Below are 15078 nucleotides of genomic sequence, written 5' to 3'. Positions count from 1 at the left end.
TTCAAAGCCACAGCCCGTGCGGCTTTCAATAAACTGCTCAATCAAACAGCAAAAATAAAACCCATTAAAATCAATTACTTAGAAATTCACACATATTCACAAGAAAATTATTTCGCCAATTTCGTTAACCCATCATTTGTGCATAACTGAGCCGTAATGATCAATCCGACAACACCGGACTGGCGCTGCCGGCAACACAATTGCTGTGCGGATACTCAATGCACGGTCTGGCGGCGCTGCTCCGGATGCAGCAGCACGCGTTCGATCAGTTCCGGGGCGACATTGTATGACTTCAGGTATTCCAGCGCACACAAGGTACTGAAGGCGGCCTGCACGGCGATGCCCAGGTTGACGATGTCGCACATCTTTTGATCGACCCGGGCATGCGGCAGCATGGTTTTGACGGGCATATGCAGCGTTTCTGTGGAATGAGGCATGATGAACAACTCCTGCGAAGGGGAACGGAGGGGTGCAGACGGCGTAGCGGTACGAACCGCACCAGCGCTGACAGGAACAGTGGTCGTGTTGCCGATAAAGTATTGCCGATAAACTCTCGAAGTCAATGGCAGGGAAACATGAGCCACGGTTTTTTTCTTGCAGGCACAACTGGAGCCGAAAGCGATGGACAAGCGCAATCGGCCACGGCGATAATCAGCCATGCCCTCATCCCCCCTTTCCACCCTGCCGCCCGCCCCGTCCCGCCCGCAACCGGCCTCGCTGGCCGACCTGTTCTTCTCGTTCACCTGGCTGGCCTTGCAGGGGTTCGGCGGCGTGCTGGCCGTGATCCAGCGTGAAATGGTCGAACGCAAACGCTGGCTGACGCAGGAAGAATTCCTGGAAGACTGGGCCGTGGCGCAAATCATGCCAGGACCGAATGTCGTCAACCTGTCGCTGATGGTGGGCGGGCGCTATTTCGGCTTGCGGGGCGCGCTGGCGGCGCTGGCCGGCATGCTGGCCGTGCCCCTCGTCATCGTGCTGCTGCTGGGCGTGCTGTACACGCGCTTTGGCGACAACCCGCAGATGGCGGGCGCCTTGCGCGGCATGGCCGCCGTCTCGGCCGGCATGATCGCCGCCACAGGCGTGAAACTGGCGACCGCGCTGGTCAAACATCCGCTGCCCCTGTGGCTGACCTTGTCCATCACCGTGCTGGGCGTGCTGATGGTGGCCGTGCTGCGCTGGCCCCTGCTGTACATCCTGCTGGGACTGGGCGGCATCGGCTGCCTGCTCACGTATCGAAAGCTGTCCGCATGAATCCGCCCCTGCAACTGGTGTTGAGCGCGGGCGACTGGCTGAACCTGTTCGGCCACTACCTGATGCTGTCGCTGATGTCGATCGGCGGCGCCATCTCCACCACCTCCGAAATGCACCGCTTCCTCGTCGAGCAGCACGGCTGGCTGACGCAGGCGCAATTCAATGAGTCGATCGCCATCGCCCAGGCCGCGCCCGGCCCGAACGTGCTGTTCGTCGCCCTGATGGACTGGAACGTGGGCATGAACGCGGGCAGCTACACGGCCGCCTACCTCGGCGTGTTCATCACGATGGTGGGCATCATGCTGCCCAGCACCACCCTCACCTATGTGGCGGCCCAGTGGGGCTACCGCAACCGCGACCTGCGCCCCGTGCGCGCCTTCAAGCAAGGCATGGCGCCCATCGTCGTCGCCCTGCTGATTTCCACGGGCATGATACTGGGCGGCGCCAACCATGACCTCCGCACGGACTGGCCCCTGTGGAGCCTGTCCATCGTGGCCGGCCTGATCATCTGGCGCACGAAGATCCATTTATTGTGGCTGCTGGCGGCCGGCGCCGTGCTGGGCTGGCTGCAGTTGGTGTAAGCTACACGGCCAGGTGCCGCTTCACCTCCTCGCCATCCATCTGTTCCGCCGTGCCGCTGGCCACCACGCTGCCGCGCGACAGCACGATGAAGTCGTCGGCCAGTGCGCGGGCGAAATCGAAATACTGTTCGCACAGCACGATGGCCATGTCGCCCCGCTGTTTCAATAAGGCAATGACCCTGCCGATATCCTTGATGACGGAGGGCTGGATACCCTCGGTCGGCTCGTCGAAGATGATCAGTTGCGGCTCGGCCAGCAGCGCGCGGGCGATGGCCAGCTGCTGCTGTTGCCCGCCAGACAGATCGCCGCCGCGCCGCTGCAGCATCTCCTTGAGTACGGGAAACAGCTCATACACGTGGGGATCGATGCGCGAGGCTTGCCTGCCCCGCTTCACCGCCATGCCCATCAGCAAGTTTTCCTCGACCGTCAGGCGCGCAAAGATATCGCGTCCCTGCGGCACATAGGCGATACCCAGCTTTGCCCGCGCATGCGGCGCCAGTTTCGTGATGTCGCGCCCCTGGAACACCACCTTGCCCTGCGCCACGGGCAGCACGCCCATCAGGCATTTCAACAAGGTCGTCTTGCCCACGCCATTGCGACCCAGCAAGGCCAGGCATTCGCCCTTGCGCGCCGACAGATTGATGCCACGCAAGGTATGCGAGGAGCCATAGTATTGATTTAACTGTTGCACTTCGAGCATGGTTACCTTCCCAGATAGACTTCGATGACTCTCTCGTCGGCTTGCACTTCGTCCATGCGGCCCTGCGCCAGCACGGCCCCTTCGTGCAGCACGGTGACGATGCCTTGCTGGGCAATTTCCGTGACGAAACCCATGTCGTACTCAACCACCATGATCGAATGCTTGCCGCGCAATTCATTGAGCAACTCCGCCGTGCGCGCCGTTTCCGCGTCCGACATGCCGGCCACCGGTTCGTCCAGCAGGATCAGCTGCGGCTCCTGCATCAAGAGCATGCCGATTTCCAGCCACTGCTTTTGCCCATGCGACAGCAAGCCCGCCAGCCGCGCCTCGTGGCCGTTCAGGCGTATCAAGCGCAATATCGCTTCGATCCTGCCTGCCTGCTCGGACGTCAAACGGGCAAACAGGGTGGGCGCCACGCGCTTGTCCATCTTCATCGCCAGTTCCAGGTTATCGAACACCGTGTGCTGTTCGAACACGGTGGGGCGCTGGAACTTGCGGCCGATGCCCGCATGGGCGATTTGCGCCTCCGTCATGGTGGCCAGATTCATGGTCTGGCCGAACCAGGCCGTGCCGGACGTGGGCCGCGTCTTGCCCGTGATGACATCCATCATCGTCGTCTTGCCCGCCCCGTTAGGGCCGATGATGCAGCGCAACTCGCCCACGGAAATATCGAGGCTCAGCTTGTTGATGGCCTTGAAGCCATCGAACGACACGCTGATGTCTTCCAGGTACAAAATGGCGCCGTGCGTCGTATCGACGCCCTCGCCTTTCACGCGCGAATACGTGGGACCAGCTTCGGCGCCGGCCATGCCGGGCAACATGCGGATACTCATGCGGCCTCCTCTGCCACGGCGGGCTTGCGTCTGAGCTTGCTCAACACGCCCAGCATGCCTTGCTGCATGAACAGGGTGACGACGATGAACAGCAGGCCCAGCGCGAACAGCCACAGCTCTGGCAAGGCGGCCGTGAACCAGCTTTTCAAGCCGTTCACGGTGAAGGCGCCCAGAATCGGGCCGAGCAAGGTGCCCCGCCCGCCCACGGCCACCCACACGACCATTTCGATGGAGTTGGCCGGCGACATCTCGGACGGGTTGATGATGCCCACCTGCGGCACGTACAGGGCGCCAGCGATGCCGCACAGCACGGCTGATAAAGTCCACACGAACAGCTTGAACCACAGCGGGTTGTAGCCAAGAAACATCAAGCGCGCCTCGCTGTCGCGCACGCCCTGCAGTACGCGGCCCAGTTTCGAGCGGACAATGGCGCGCGCACCGATCAAGGCGGCCAGCAGGAAGGTGAGCGTCAGCAGGAACAGCACGGCCCGGGTGGCGGGTGCCGTGATGCTGTGGCCCAATATCGTCTTGAAATCCGTGAAACCGTTGTTGCCGCCAAAGCCGGTGTCATTACGGAAGAACAAGAGCATGAACGCATACGTCATCGCTTGCGTGATGATGGAAAAATACACGCCCTTGATGCGCGAACGAAACGCAAAGTAACCGAAGACAAAAGCCAGCACGCCTGGCACCAGCACGACGAGGGCCATGCAATACCAGAAGTGTTCCGTGAAGGCCCAGTACCACGGGTAAGTCTTCCAGTCGAGAAACACCATGAAGTCGGGCAAGCTGCTGTGGTACTGGCCCTGGTCGCCGATGGCGCGCATCAGATACATGCCGTGCGCATACGCGCCCAGCGCAAAGAATACGCCGTGGCCCAGCGACAGGATGCCCGTGTAGCCCCAGACGAGGTCCAGCGCCAGCGCGGCCAGCGCATAGCACATGAACTTGCCCACCAGCGCCACTGTGTAGGCGGACACGTGCAGCGCATGCCCTTCGGCAAACGCCAGGTTAAAAATCGGCAACAGCGCTGCCAGCACCGTGCAGGCGGCAATCGCCAGCCAGACGGGCCGCGTGAACAGGCCCTGCTTGATCGGATAGGAGGTAGTCATTCGACGCTGCGTCCCTTCATGGCAAACAGGCCCTGCGGCCGGCGCTGGATGAAAATGATGATGAATACCAGAATGGCGATCTTCGCCAGCACGGCGCCCGCCACCGGTTCGAGGAATTTGTTGACTTCACCCAGGCCCAGCGCGGCGATCACGGTGCCGGCCAGCTGGCCCACGCCGCCGAGCACCACCACCATGAAGGAGTCGACGATGTAGCTTTGGCCCAGGTCCGGCCCCACATTGCCCAGCTGCGACAGGGCCACGCCGCCCAGTCCCGCGATGCCGGAACCGAGGCCGAAGGTCAGCATGTCGACCTTGCCCGTGGCCACGCCCACGCAATCGGCCATGCGGCGGTTTTGCGTGACGGCCCGCACGAACAGGCCCAGCCGTGTCTTGTTCAGGATCAACCACACGGCCGCCACGACGACGATGGCAAAGCCGATGATGGCCAGCCGGTTGTACGGCAGCACGAGGCCGCCCAGCACGCTGACGCCGCCCGACATCCAGGCCGGGTTCGCCACTTCCACATTTTGCGCGCCGAAGATCGTGCGCACCGTTTGCATCAGGATCAGGCTGATGCCCCAGGTGGCCAGCAGGGTTTCCAGCGGCCGCCCGTACAGCCAGCGAATCACCGTGCGCTCCAGCATCACGCCCACCAGGCCGGCAACAAAAAAGGCGGCCGGCAGCGCTGCCAGCAGATACGCCTCCTGCATGCCGGGCAAGTAGCTGCGGAAAAACAGCTGGCACAGATAGGTCGTGTAAGCGCCTATCATCAGCAATTCGCCATGCGCCATGTTGATGATGCCCATCAAGCCAAACGTGATGGCCAGGCCCAGCGCCGCCAGCAGCAGCACGCTGCCCAAAGATATGCCGTAGAACACATTGCCGGCCAATTCCATGCGCGCCACTCTGCCCTTGATCTGGCGCATGGTTTCGATGGCGGCCAGCTGCACGGATTCGTCCGGCTCGCCTTCCTTTTCCAGCATGGCTTGCAGCACGGGCAGCAGACGCGCATCGCTGCTGCCGGCCAGCGCCTGCACGGCGGCCTTGCGCGTGGCGGCGTCCGGCGCATGCAGGTTGGCGCTGGCGATCAGCACCTGCAAGATCTGTTTGATGTCAGCATCGCTTTCCCGCGCCAGCGCGGTGCGGATCAGGGGAAGCTGCGCAGGATCGACGGCCTTCTGCAAGGCTTGCGCGGCGGCCAGCCGTTCGGCGCGCTGCGGTGCCAGCAGCTGCAAGCCCGACAAGGCGCCCGCCACGGCCGCGCGCAAGCGGTTGTTGACCATCACGCCGTCGATGCCGTCCGGCACGGCACCCAGCTGCCCCGTGGCCGGATCGTAGGCTTGGTCGCCATCGACGACATACACCTTGCCATCGGGCGCGGCATACAAGGCGTCGTCCCGCAAGGCGTGCAGCACACGGGCGGCCTCGGGCGTGGCCAGGGCGGCGATCTGCGCCACGGCGGCGACCCTGGCGTCGGGATCGTCGCCGGCCAGCGGCTTGAGCAGGTCGGGAGGGATGGCGGCCTGCGCCAGCGAGGATAGCAACAGGCAGGAGAGGACCAGCAGTTTGAGGAGGAGCTGCATGTGCATGGATTCCATGTAGTAAAGCCGATGTCTTGATAGGTATCCTTCCCCAAAAGACAAGGACAGGGGTCAGACCCGCCGGGTCTGACCCCAGCTCTTTGCCTGGGGTTGCGGCGACGAATCGACGCGCAAGCTTTTTACAGCTTCTGCTTGCCCTCATTGCCCTTGATATACGGGCTCCACGGCTGGGCGCGGATCAGTTCCTTGGTTTTCCACACAACATTGAATTGCCCATCGGCCTTGATCTCGCCGATCATCACGGGCTTGTGCAGGTGGTGATTCGTCGCATCCATGGTCAGGGTGAAGCCCGATGGCGCCTTGACGCTCTGGCCCGCCATGGCGGCGATCACCTTGTCCGTGTCCGTCGATTTCGCCTTTTCCACGGCTTGCGCCCACATGTGGATGCCCACATAGGTCGCTTCCATGGGGTCGTTCGTCACGACGGAACCCGCGTTCGGCAACTTTTGCGCCACCGCATACGCCTTCCACTGCTTGATGAAGGCCGTGTTGACGGGGTTCTTGACGGACTCGAAATAATTCCACGCCGCCAGGTGCCCCAGCAGCGGCTTGGTATCGATGCCGCGCAGCTCTTCCTCGCCCACGGAAAACGCGACGACGGGCACGTCCGTGGCTTTCAAGCCCGCATTGCCCAGCTCCTTGTAGAACGGCACGTTCGAATCGCCATTGATGGTGGAAATGACGGCCGTCTTGCCGCCCGTGGAAAACTTTTTGATGTTGGCGACGATGGTTTGATAGTCGGCATGGCCGAACGGCGTGTAGACCTCGCTGATATCGCTATCCTTGACGCCTTTACTTTTCAGGAAGGCGCGCAAGATCTTGTTGGTGGTGCGCGGATACACATAGTCCGTGCCCAGCAGCACGAAGCGCTTGGCGCCGCCGCCATCTGTGCTCATCAGGTATTCCACCGCCGGGATCACCTGCTGGTTCGGTGCGGCGCCCGTATAAAACACATTCTTTTCCAGCTCCTCGCCTTCGTACTGCACCGGGTAAAACAGCAGGCTGTTGAGTTCCTTGAACACGGGCAACACCGACTTGCGCGACACCGACGTCCAGCAGCCAAATACCACGGCGACTTTATCCTGCGCCACCAGTTGTCTCGCTTTTTCCGCGAACAGCGGCCAGTTCGACGCGGGGTCGACTACGACGGCTTCCAGCTTCTTGCCCAGCACGCCACCCTTGGCATTGATCTCGGCGATCGTCATCAGCGCCACATCCTTGAGCGACGTTTCGGAGATGGCCATGGTGCCCGACAAGGAGTGCAAAATGCCCACCTTGATGGTATCGGCGGCCAGGGCCGCCTGCATGGTGGTGGACATGGCCAGGGCCAGTGCGCCGGCGGCGGCCGCTTTCAGGATGATGCGTCGTGACATGGGGACTCCTGTGATGTATTCATGGGGGACGGACTGGGCATACGATGTTGTTAAAGCAGAATGCATGCCAGCCGCGCCACGTAGCGGCGTCGCGGGAACAAGGACGGTAAGGGCGCTGCGGCGCCCACCGTTTTGGTGCGCCGGCGCCACTTCCTGGGGAGTGCGGGGCTGCGCCCATGCAGAAGAGAAGCGATGCAGCGATAACGGGAAGGAATTATTTAAAAATTAATTGAGCTTTCTTGATAAGCCCACTAAGATGGGAGCCTCTTCTGTCGCATTGCTTGGCGGCATAAGTAAACATGAAATCAGCGTGTAGCTTGCTACTTTTCTTTTACTTTTAACTCACTTAGATAGTTAAATCATGAAAAATATGATCGCGGGCGTGTGCGCCCTGTTGCTGTTGAGCGCGTGCGCCGCACCTGCTGCGCCGGCGAGCGCCACCAGCACGAACCAGGTCAAGATGGACGATGAGGGCAATACGGGCAGCAATATCAAGAAGCGTCCGAAAAAAACGGCCGACGTCGTGTCTGCCATCACGGCAAACCGCAGCGTCTAATCAAGCTACGGCAAGCGTGTGACGCCGTTCCAGGGCCTGCAGCGCGCAGGCCCTGTTCACATTTGCGGTGCGCGCCTAGTGTTTGATGCCGCGCAAACGGCGCCAGCCCTTGCGTCCCAGCGGAAACAGCAGCACGAACGCGAGCAGCCATGGCAGGATATACGCCATGGCCGTGATGGCGTTGGCCACGCCTTCCGACAGGTTTTCCGTGAAATTGCCCAGCGCCCGCTTGACGGGGCGCCAGAACGACTGCCTGCCTTCGGCGCTGATGGCCACGTTCAGCAAGTCCGTGTCGATGCGCTGCATCAACAGCGCATTGGCCGCCGTCGCCTGCTCCAGTTCCACTTGCACGGTGGCCAGTTCCTTGGTCACCTTGATCAAGGCATCGACGTTCGCGCCCGAGCGTTTTTCCAGATCCTGCAACTGCGCCTGGTACTGCTTGAGCATTTCCAGGCGTTTCTTGCTGTCGAGCACGGGACGCCCCAGGTCTTCCACCTTGGTGCCCTGGCTGCTGACGTCGCCTCCGGCCGCGACCAGCGCCACGAGCTTCTTGATGCCGGCCGGCTTGGCGCGCATGCTGATGCGCGCGTGCACGTAACGGCCGCCGTCGATGCTGGAATCGAGCAGCAGGCAGCCATTTTCCGTGTCGGCCTTGCAGGCGGCGACGACTTTTTCATACAGGGGCCGCACTTGCGCCTCGTGCGTATCGACGCTGACATTGTGTTCATAGGCAAGGAACTCGCTGCCTTTTTCCTTGCCATCGAGACGCGCGGCGCTGGACTGGCCCGCGCTCTCGCCCTTGCCGCCGCAACCGGCCAGCAGCAACAGGCCGATCAGGCTGATATACACTTTTTTCATGATTTCTTTCTTTGAATTATTTTTGAACCGGCAACATCTCAACATCGGGCAAATGCGCGGCCACGTCCTGCACCGTGGCATATTGCGTCAGCGCGGCCACCACCTGCGGCAGCGGCTCCGCCCAGATTTCCGGCAAATCGCGCTCGTCGGGCGCCAGCACGGGAAAGGCCAGCTGTTCCTGCGGCGGCGTGAAGGCAGCCACGACGCCAGGCTTGTTGCCGCGCGCATCGATGCGGTACCAGCCAAACGCTTGCAGATACACGGCGTTCAAGCCGTGCAGGCAGAACGGCGGCCCCACTTCGCCCACGGCCAGGCGCTGGTAGCACAGGCCGGCAGGAATGCCGTTGGCGCGCAGCAGCGCGGCCAGCAGATGGCTCTTTGCATAACAGTATCCGGTGCCATGCTGCAAGACATCGGAAGCGCGGCAGGTGACAGGATTGCGCTGGTAATCCCAGCTGTGGGCGATCTCGTCGCGCACGAAGGCAAAGCAGCGGGCCGCGATGGCGGCGTCGCCCACCGCGCCGGCAGCCAGTGCGGCGGCTTTGGCACGCACGGCCGGATGCTCGCTGTCGATATACGTGCTGCTGGCCAGATATATGGAAAAGTCGGTGGACATGGCATCAAGGGCATGCGAAAAGATAATGCGCGATTCTAGTCGACGCCGGCCGAAATCGAGCGTTTCCTTGCGCAGAAACAAAGAAAATCCATGCGTCAGGCTGGCTGCGCCGGGGCCGGCGGCTTTGGCGGCGGCCCGGTAGCTGGTATCATGCGGGCAAACGCAGCCGGCCCTGTCGGCCCGGCACATGCACTACCCTGCGAAGCGGCCCCGCCACCCGGCGCGCCGCCGACGCCACCCTACAGATCAGAGAAACGAGTTCCTATGAGCACACCATCGTCCCACCCATCGTTCTGGCGCCGAGTCCCGCTGGCTTTCGGCGCCTTCTTCAGCACCCTGTCGGACGCCGCCTATGCGGCCCGCGTGGAAAAGCTGTCCTTGCCCGAGGCTGCACCCGTCGCCCCCGTGGCGCCAGCCCCCGTGCCGGTGCCGGCAGCCGCTCCTGTCATATTAAAAGAAGCGACGCCGGACGCCGCGCTGCAACTGCTGGCGCTGCTGCAGCGCGAAGCGCGATTGATCGATTTTACCCAGGAAAACCTGGGCAGCCATGCCGATGCCGACATCGGCGCGGCCGCCCGCGTCGTGCATGAAGGCTGCGCCAAGGTCATGCGCGAATACTTCACCATCGAAGCCGTGCGCCAGGAAGCCGAGGGCAGCCGCATCGTCCTGCAAGAAGGTTTTGACAGCGCCCAGGTACGCCTGACGGGCAACGTCGTCGGTTCGGCGCCATTCACGGGCACCCTGAGCCATCGCGGCTGGCGCGCTTCGAGCGTGCGCCTGCCGAAACTGAGCGGGCAGCACGACGCCGCCATCCTGGCCCCGGCCGAGGTGGAACTGTGAACGATACAACGAACAACAGCCCGCGCTACGCCATCGGCATCGACCTGGGCACCACCCACAGCGCCCTGTCGTATGTGAACCTGGTCGAGAGCGACGGCGAGCAATCCAGCCACGGCGTGCTGAAAGTGCCACAGCTGTCGGCGCCGGGCACCGTCGAAGATCTTGCACTGCTGCCGTCCTTCGTCTACCTGCCGCACGCCGATGAAGTGGCGGCGGGCGACCTGGCCCTGCCCTGGGTCACCGAGGAAGCGGAAGCACCGTTCGTCGTCGGCGAAATGGCCCGCAGCCGCGGCGCCACCACGCCGATTCGTCTGGTATCGAGCGCAAAAAGCTGGCTGTGCCACCCGGGCGTGGACCGCCGCGCGGCGATTTTGCCGAACGACGCGCCGGCCGAAGTGCCGCGCATCTCGCCGATCACGGCCGCCACGCGCTACCTGACGCACTTGCGCCAGGCCTGGGACAACGCCCACCCGCAAGCGCCGTTCGCCGAGCAGGAAATCACGGTGACGATTCCCGCCTCGTTCGACCCGGCCGCGCGCGAGCTGACGATGGAAGCGGCGCAGGCGGCCGGCTACACTTCATTGACCCTGCTGGAAGAGCCGCAGGCGGCCCTGTACAGCTGGATCCAGACCAGCGAAGGACGCTGGCGCAAGGAAGTCAAGCCGGGCGACATCATGTTAGTCGTCGACGTGGGCGGCGGCACCAGCGACTTTTCGCTGATCGCCGTGCTGGAACGCGACGGCGTGCTGGAACCGCACCGCGTGGCAGTCGGCGAGCACATCCTGCTCGGCGGCGACAATATGGACCTGGCGCTGGCCCACCTGGTGGCGCGCAAGCTGGCCGCCAACGGCACCCAGCTGGACGCCTGGCAAATGCGCGCGCTCACTTACGGCTGCCGCAGCGCCAAGGAAAGCCTGCTGGCCGACAGCGGCCTCGATGTGGTACCGATCGTCGTGCCGAGCCGCGGCTCGAAACTGATCGGCGGCTCCATCCGCACGGAACTGACGCGCGCGGAAGTGTCCACCTTCATTCTCGACGGTTTCTTCCCGCAGGTGGAAGCGTCGAGCCGCCCTGCCGTGCGCACGCGCGCCGGCCTGACGCAACTGGGCTTGCCGTATGCGCAGGACGCGGCCATCACGCGCCACCTGGCGGCGTTTTTGGGCCGGCAAGTGGCGGCGACCAGCGAACTGGAAGGTTTTGCGGGCCGCCAGGCCGAAGGCGCCAGCTTTTTGCACCCGACGGCCGTACTGTTCAACGGCGGCGTCTTCAAGTCCGACCTGCTGGTGCAGCGCATCATGGCGACCGTCAACGACTGGCTGTACCTGGAAGGCGCGGAACCGGCGCGCATGCTGGCCGGGGCCGACCTGGACCTGGCCGTGGCGCGCGGCGCGGCCTACTACAGCTACGTGCGGCGCGGCCATGGCGTGCGCATCCGCGGCGGCACGGCCAGTTCCTTTTATGTCGCCATCGAATCGGCCATGCCCGCCATCCCCGGCATGGAACCGCCGATCCAGGCCCTGTGCGTGGCGCCGTTCGGCATGGAAGAAGGCAGCGAACTGGAACTGCCGGGCCAACAATTCGGCCTCGTGGTGGGCGAACCCGTGCACTTCCGCTTCTTCGCCTCGTCCACGCGCCGCAACGACCAGATCGGCGATTTGCTCGACTTCTGGGGACCCGATGAATTGCAGGAGCTGAGCGAAATCCAGGCGACCCTGTCCGCCGAAGGCCGCTCGGCCGGCGACGTCGTGCAAGTCAAATTGCACGCGCGCGTGACGGAAGCGGGCACGCTGGAACTGCTGGCCGTTTCCCCTGACGGCGCCGAGCGCTGGAAGGTGGAATTCGACGTGCGCGGCACGCCGCAATAAGCGCCATGGGCAGCGCTGTGGGCAAGCCGGCCTTCCTGGTCGGCATCGACCTGGGCACCACCAACACGGTGGTGGCGTATGCGGCGGCTGGCGATGCGCAGGCAGGAATAAACCTGTTCGCCATCGAGCAGCTGGTCGCTCCCGGCGAAGTGGGCGCACGCCCCCTGCTGCCCTCCTTGCGCTACCACCCCGCCGCCGGCGAGCTGGCGGCGGGCGACTTGCTGCTGCCGTGGCCGCAGCAGGACGTTGAGCATGCCGTGCTGGGCACCCTGGCGCGCCAGCTCGGCGCGCAAGTGCCAGGCCGGCTCGTTTCCAGCGCGAAGAGCTGGCTGTCGCACGCGAACGTGGACCGCCAGGCGCCGATTTTGCCGTGGGGCGCCGATGCCGACGTGGCCAAGGTGTCGCCCGTGGCGGCCAGCGCCAGCTACCTCGCCTACGTGCGCGCCGCGTGGAATCACCGCTTCCCGCAGGCTCCGCTCGAAGAGCAGGAACTGGTGCTGACCATCCCCGCCTCGTTCGACGAGGGTGCGCGCGCACTCACGCTGGAGGCGGCGCGCCTGGCGGGCTTGCCCACCTTGCGCCTGGTGGAAGAGCCGCAGGCGGCCTTTTATGATTACCTGCACCGGCGGCGCGCCACCTTGCGCGCAGACCTGGCCGACACGCGCCGCATTTTAGTGTGCGACGTGGGCGGCGGCACCACCGATTTCAGCCTGATCGACGTCGCCTTCGACGACGATGGCGCACCGCAGCTCACGCGCAGCAGCGTGGGCAATCACCTGATCCTCGGCGGCGACAATATGGACCTGGCGCTGGCCCACCTGGTGGAAACGCGCATGGCCGCAGGCGTCGTGGGCGGCATGAAGCTGTCCGCCGCGCGCTTGTCGCAGCTGATGGAGCGCTGCCGCGCCGCCAAGGAATTGCTGCTCTCCAGCGACGCGCCCGAGAGCGTCACCGTGACTTTACTGGGCGCGGGATCTCGCCTGATAGGCGCCAGCCGTTCCGCCGACGTCACGCGCGAGGAAGTGGCGGCCTTGGTGGTCGACGGCTTCTTCCCGAAAGTTGAGCAAAACGATACTGCGAAAAAGGGCCGCGCCGGCATCGTCGAATTCGGCCTGCCGTATGCGCAGGACGCGGCCATCACGCGCCACCTGGCCAGTTTCCTGCAGCAGCACCACGGCGAGCTGCCAGATACGCTGCTGCTGAATGGCGGCGTGTTCCGCGCCGATGCGCTGGCACGCCGCCTGGCCGCCACCCTGGAACACTGGAGGGGTCAGCCCCTCACCATCCTGCATAACGACAATCCCGACGTGGCCGTGGCCCGTGGCGCCGTCGCCTACGCGCTGGCGCGGCGTGGCCAGGCGCCGCGCATCGGCGGCGGCTCGCCGCGCAGCTATTTTCTCGTGCTGGGCGAGGCGGGCAAGGACAACCGCGCCATCTGCATCCTGCCCCGTGGCAGCGCCAGCGGCGAAGAAATCCGCCTGACGCAGCGCCTGTTCGCGCTGCGCCTGGGCCGACCCGTGCGCTTCCACCTGGCCACTTCCCTCTTTGAGGCGGGAGCGCCGCCCAGGCTGGGCGAGATCGTCGACCTGGACGCGGGCGAGTATCTGCGCCTGCCGCCGCTGGCCAGCGTGCTGCATGATAAACAGGATGCCGGCGACAAACGCGAAATCACCGTGCAGCTGGCGACAGTCATGACGGAAGTCGGCACGCTGGAAGTACACTGCGTGGCCGAAGCCGATGCCGGCCAGCGCTGGCTGCTGGAATTCCAGTTACGGGGCGAAGAAGAAATGCACGCCGAAACGTCCACCGTCTCACCGCGCGTGAAGGAAGCGGTCGAAAAAATCGAGCGCATCTTCGGCGGCAAGGCGCAAAAGGTCGAAACCAAGGAAGTACGCCAGCTGCGCCAGCACCTGGAACGGGGACTGGGCGGGCGCGAAAGCTGGGAGACGCCGCTGCTGCGCCAGCTGTTCGACGCCTTGCTACAACGCGCGCGTGGCCGGCGCCGCTCCGCCGAACATGAACGTGTCTGGCTGAACCTGGCCGGCTACTGTTTGCGGCCCGGCTATGGCGATGCGCTCGATCCGTGGCGCATCGAACAGCTGTGGGCACTGTTCGACACGGGCATCCAGCATCACAAGGACAACCAGGTGTGCGCCGAATGGTGGACCCTGTGGCGCCGCGTGGCCGGCGGCTTGAGCACGCAGCAGCAACTGCGCCTGCTCGACGACTTCGCCTTCAACCTGCAAGCCGATGCGGTCCAGCGCGGCGGCCGCCCCGTCACCCTGGTGAACGGCAGCGACGACGACATGCTGCGCCTGGGCGCCTCGCTCGAGCGCATCCCCGGCGCCTACAAGGCGGAAGTGGGCGCCTGGCTGATCAAGCGTCTGCAGAAGGCGGATAGCGAAGCGGCGGACACGAACACCCTGTGGGCGCTGGCCAGGGTCGGCGCGCGCCAGCCCTTCCACGGCAGCGCGCACGAAGTGGTCGACAGCGCCACCGTGGCCGAATGGCTCACGATGCTGCTGGCGCTGGACTGGAAAAAAGTTGAACCGGCGGCGTTTGCCGCCGCGCACCTGGCGCGCATGACGGGCGACCGCTCGCGCGACATCGCCGACGACTTGCGCGCCACTGTGCTCGCCCGCCTGAAAGCCGTGGGCGCCCCGCCCCTGTGGCAAACGATGGTCAGCGAAGTGACGCAACTGGACGAAGCTGTTACCCGCCGCATGCTGGGCGAGGCGCTGCCGCCGGGGTTGAAGCTGATCGGCTGAAACCATGGGTCACGCAGGTCGGATTAGCGTAGCGTAATCCGCCAGGCATCGCCAACAATGTTGTCGGATGACGGCCTGTGGCCTGATCCGACCTACCCTTCGCTGCGCGCGCCGCAATACCGCG

Annotated in this window: 14 protein-coding genes; 6 read left to right on the top strand and 8 right to left on the bottom strand. The window is 64.2% G+C overall.

Going from position 1 to position 15078, the window contains the following annotated elements; genetic code table 11:
* Positions 1-215 precede the first annotated feature (215 nt).
* Positions 216-437: a hypothetical protein gene (locus tag KY494_RS27650; protein WP_219134565.1), complete on the bottom strand. Its 222-nt coding sequence runs from the start codon at positions 435-437 to the stop codon at positions 216-218.
* Positions 438-657: 220 nt separating this feature from the next.
* On the opposite strand from KY494_RS27650, the gene KY494_RS27645 reads away from it, so the two are divergent.
* Positions 658-1251: a chromate transporter gene (locus KY494_RS27645; RefSeq protein ID WP_219134564.1), complete on the top strand. Its 594-nt coding sequence runs from the start codon at positions 658-660 to the stop codon at positions 1249-1251.
* Positions 1248-1832 (top strand): chromate transporter, encoded by a 585-nt coding sequence (locus KY494_RS27640; RefSeq protein ID WP_219889025.1) that lies wholly within the window; start codon positions 1248-1250, stop codon positions 1830-1832. Before KY494_RS27645 ends, KY494_RS27640 begins: the two co-directional genes overlap by 4 nt.
* A 1-nt stretch (position 1833) precedes the next feature.
* Here KY494_RS27640 and urtE read toward each other — a convergent pair whose 3' ends face one another.
* The 5 genes from urtE to urtA all read right to left on the bottom strand — a co-directional run bounded on the left by urtE (position 1834) and on the right by urtA (position 7451).
* A complete protein-coding gene (urtE, locus tag KY494_RS27635) occupies positions 1834-2532 on the bottom strand; it encodes an urea ABC transporter ATP-binding subunit UrtE (RefSeq protein WP_219889023.1) in 699 nt (232 codons plus the stop codon).
* Between the two features lie 2 nt (positions 2533-2534).
* Positions 2535-3365, bottom strand: a complete 831-nt coding sequence (gene urtD, locus KY494_RS27630; RefSeq protein WP_219889021.1) for an urea ABC transporter ATP-binding protein UrtD — start codon at positions 3363-3365, stop codon at positions 2535-2537.
* Positions 3362-4477: an urea ABC transporter permease subunit UrtC gene (urtC, locus tag KY494_RS27625; RefSeq protein WP_219889019.1), complete on the bottom strand. Its 1116-nt coding sequence runs from the start codon at positions 4475-4477 to the stop codon at positions 3362-3364. Before urtC ends, urtD begins: the two co-directional genes overlap by 4 nt.
* On the bottom strand, positions 4474-6060 hold the full coding sequence (gene urtB, locus KY494_RS27620) for an urea ABC transporter permease subunit UrtB (RefSeq protein WP_219889018.1): 1587 nt from the start codon (positions 6058-6060) through the stop codon (positions 4474-4476). Before urtB ends, urtC begins: the two co-directional genes overlap by 4 nt.
* Before the next feature lie 137 nt (positions 6061-6197).
* Positions 6198-7451: an urea ABC transporter substrate-binding protein gene (urtA, locus tag KY494_RS27615; RefSeq protein WP_219889016.1), complete on the bottom strand. Its 1254-nt coding sequence runs from the start codon at positions 7449-7451 to the stop codon at positions 6198-6200.
* 361 nt (positions 7452-7812) lie between these two features.
* Between urtA and KY494_RS27610 the strand changes: the two genes are divergently transcribed.
* On the top strand, positions 7813-8007 hold the full coding sequence (locus KY494_RS27610; RefSeq protein ID WP_219889015.1) for a hypothetical protein: 195 nt from the start codon (positions 7813-7815) through the stop codon (positions 8005-8007).
* Between the two features lie 75 nt (positions 8008-8082).
* Here KY494_RS27610 and KY494_RS27605 read toward each other — a convergent pair whose 3' ends face one another.
* Positions 8083-8865: a DUF4349 domain-containing protein gene (locus KY494_RS27605; RefSeq protein ID WP_219889014.1), complete on the bottom strand. Its 783-nt coding sequence runs from the start codon at positions 8863-8865 to the stop codon at positions 8083-8085.
* A gap of 16 nt (positions 8866-8881) precedes the next feature.
* Positions 8882-9481, bottom strand: coding sequence for a transglutaminase family protein (locus KY494_RS27600; RefSeq protein WP_219134556.1), 600 nt, complete (start codon positions 9479-9481; stop codon positions 8882-8884).
* A 264-nt stretch (positions 9482-9745) separates the two neighbouring features.
* Between KY494_RS27600 and KY494_RS27595 the strand changes: the two genes are divergently transcribed.
* Genes KY494_RS27595 through KY494_RS27585 form a run of 3 tightly spaced genes read left to right on the top strand, consistent with a single transcriptional unit; the run spans position 9746 to position 14954 of the window.
* On the top strand, positions 9746-10321 hold the full coding sequence (locus tag KY494_RS27595; protein ID WP_219134555.1) for a DUF2760 domain-containing protein: 576 nt from the start codon (positions 9746-9748) through the stop codon (positions 10319-10321).
* On the top strand, positions 10318-12186 hold the full coding sequence (locus KY494_RS27590) for an Hsp70 family protein (RefSeq protein WP_219889013.1): 1869 nt from the start codon (positions 10318-10320) through the stop codon (positions 12184-12186). The genes KY494_RS27595 and KY494_RS27590 overlap by 4 nt, the downstream gene beginning before the upstream one ends.
* Before the next feature lie 5 nt (positions 12187-12191).
* On the top strand, positions 12192-14954 hold the full coding sequence (locus KY494_RS27585) for an Hsp70 family protein (RefSeq protein WP_219889011.1): 2763 nt from the start codon (positions 12192-12194) through the stop codon (positions 14952-14954).
* The last annotated feature ends 124 nt before the right edge of the window (positions 14955-15078 follow it).

It is taken from the genome of Janthinobacterium sp. PAMC25594, from assembly GCF_019443505.1.
Taxonomy (GTDB): Bacteria; Pseudomonadota; Gammaproteobacteria; order Burkholderiales; family Burkholderiaceae_D; genus Janthinobacterium.
This window is presented reverse-complemented; position numbering and strand designations above follow the sequence as displayed.

Coding starts and splice junctions, on each gene's coding strand:
- urtA (WP_219889016.1), bottom strand. CDS start 7,451: ATGTCACGACGCATCATCCTGAAAGCGGCCGCCGCCGGCGCACTGGCC.
- urtC (WP_219889019.1), bottom strand. CDS start 4,477: ATGACTACCTCCTATCCGATCAAGCAGGGCCTGTTCACGCGGCCCGTC.
- urtE (WP_219889023.1), bottom strand. CDS start 2,532: ATGCTCGAAGTGCAACAGTTAAATCAATACTATGGCTCCTCGCATACC.
- KY494_RS27610 (WP_219889015.1), top strand. CDS start 7,813: ATGAAAAATATGATCGCGGGCGTGTGCGCCCTGTTGCTGTTGAGCGCG.
- KY494_RS27600 (WP_219134556.1), bottom strand. CDS start 9,481: ATGTCCACCGACTTTTCCATATATCTGGCCAGCAGCACGTATATCGAC.
- KY494_RS27605 (WP_219889014.1), bottom strand. CDS start 8,865: ATGAAAAAAGTGTATATCAGCCTGATCGGCCTGTTGCTGCTGGCCGGT.
- KY494_RS27645 (WP_219134564.1), top strand. CDS start 658: ATGCCCTCATCCCCCCTTTCCACCCTGCCGCCCGCCCCGTCCCGCCCG.
- KY494_RS27585 (WP_219889011.1), top strand. CDS start 12,192: ATGGGCAGCGCTGTGGGCAAGCCGGCCTTCCTGGTCGGCATCGACCTG.
- KY494_RS27640 (WP_219889025.1), top strand. CDS start 1,248: ATGAATCCGCCCCTGCAACTGGTGTTGAGCGCGGGCGACTGGCTGAAC.
- KY494_RS27650 (WP_219134565.1), bottom strand. CDS start 437: ATGCCTCATTCCACAGAAACGCTGCATATGCCCGTCAAAACCATGCTG.
- KY494_RS27595 (WP_219134555.1), top strand. CDS start 9,746: ATGAGCACACCATCGTCCCACCCATCGTTCTGGCGCCGAGTCCCGCTG.
- urtB (WP_219889018.1), bottom strand. CDS start 6,060: ATGCAGCTCCTCCTCAAACTGCTGGTCCTCTCCTGCCTGTTGCTATCC.
- urtD (WP_219889021.1), bottom strand. CDS start 3,365: ATGAGTATCCGCATGTTGCCCGGCATGGCCGGCGCCGAAGCTGGTCCC.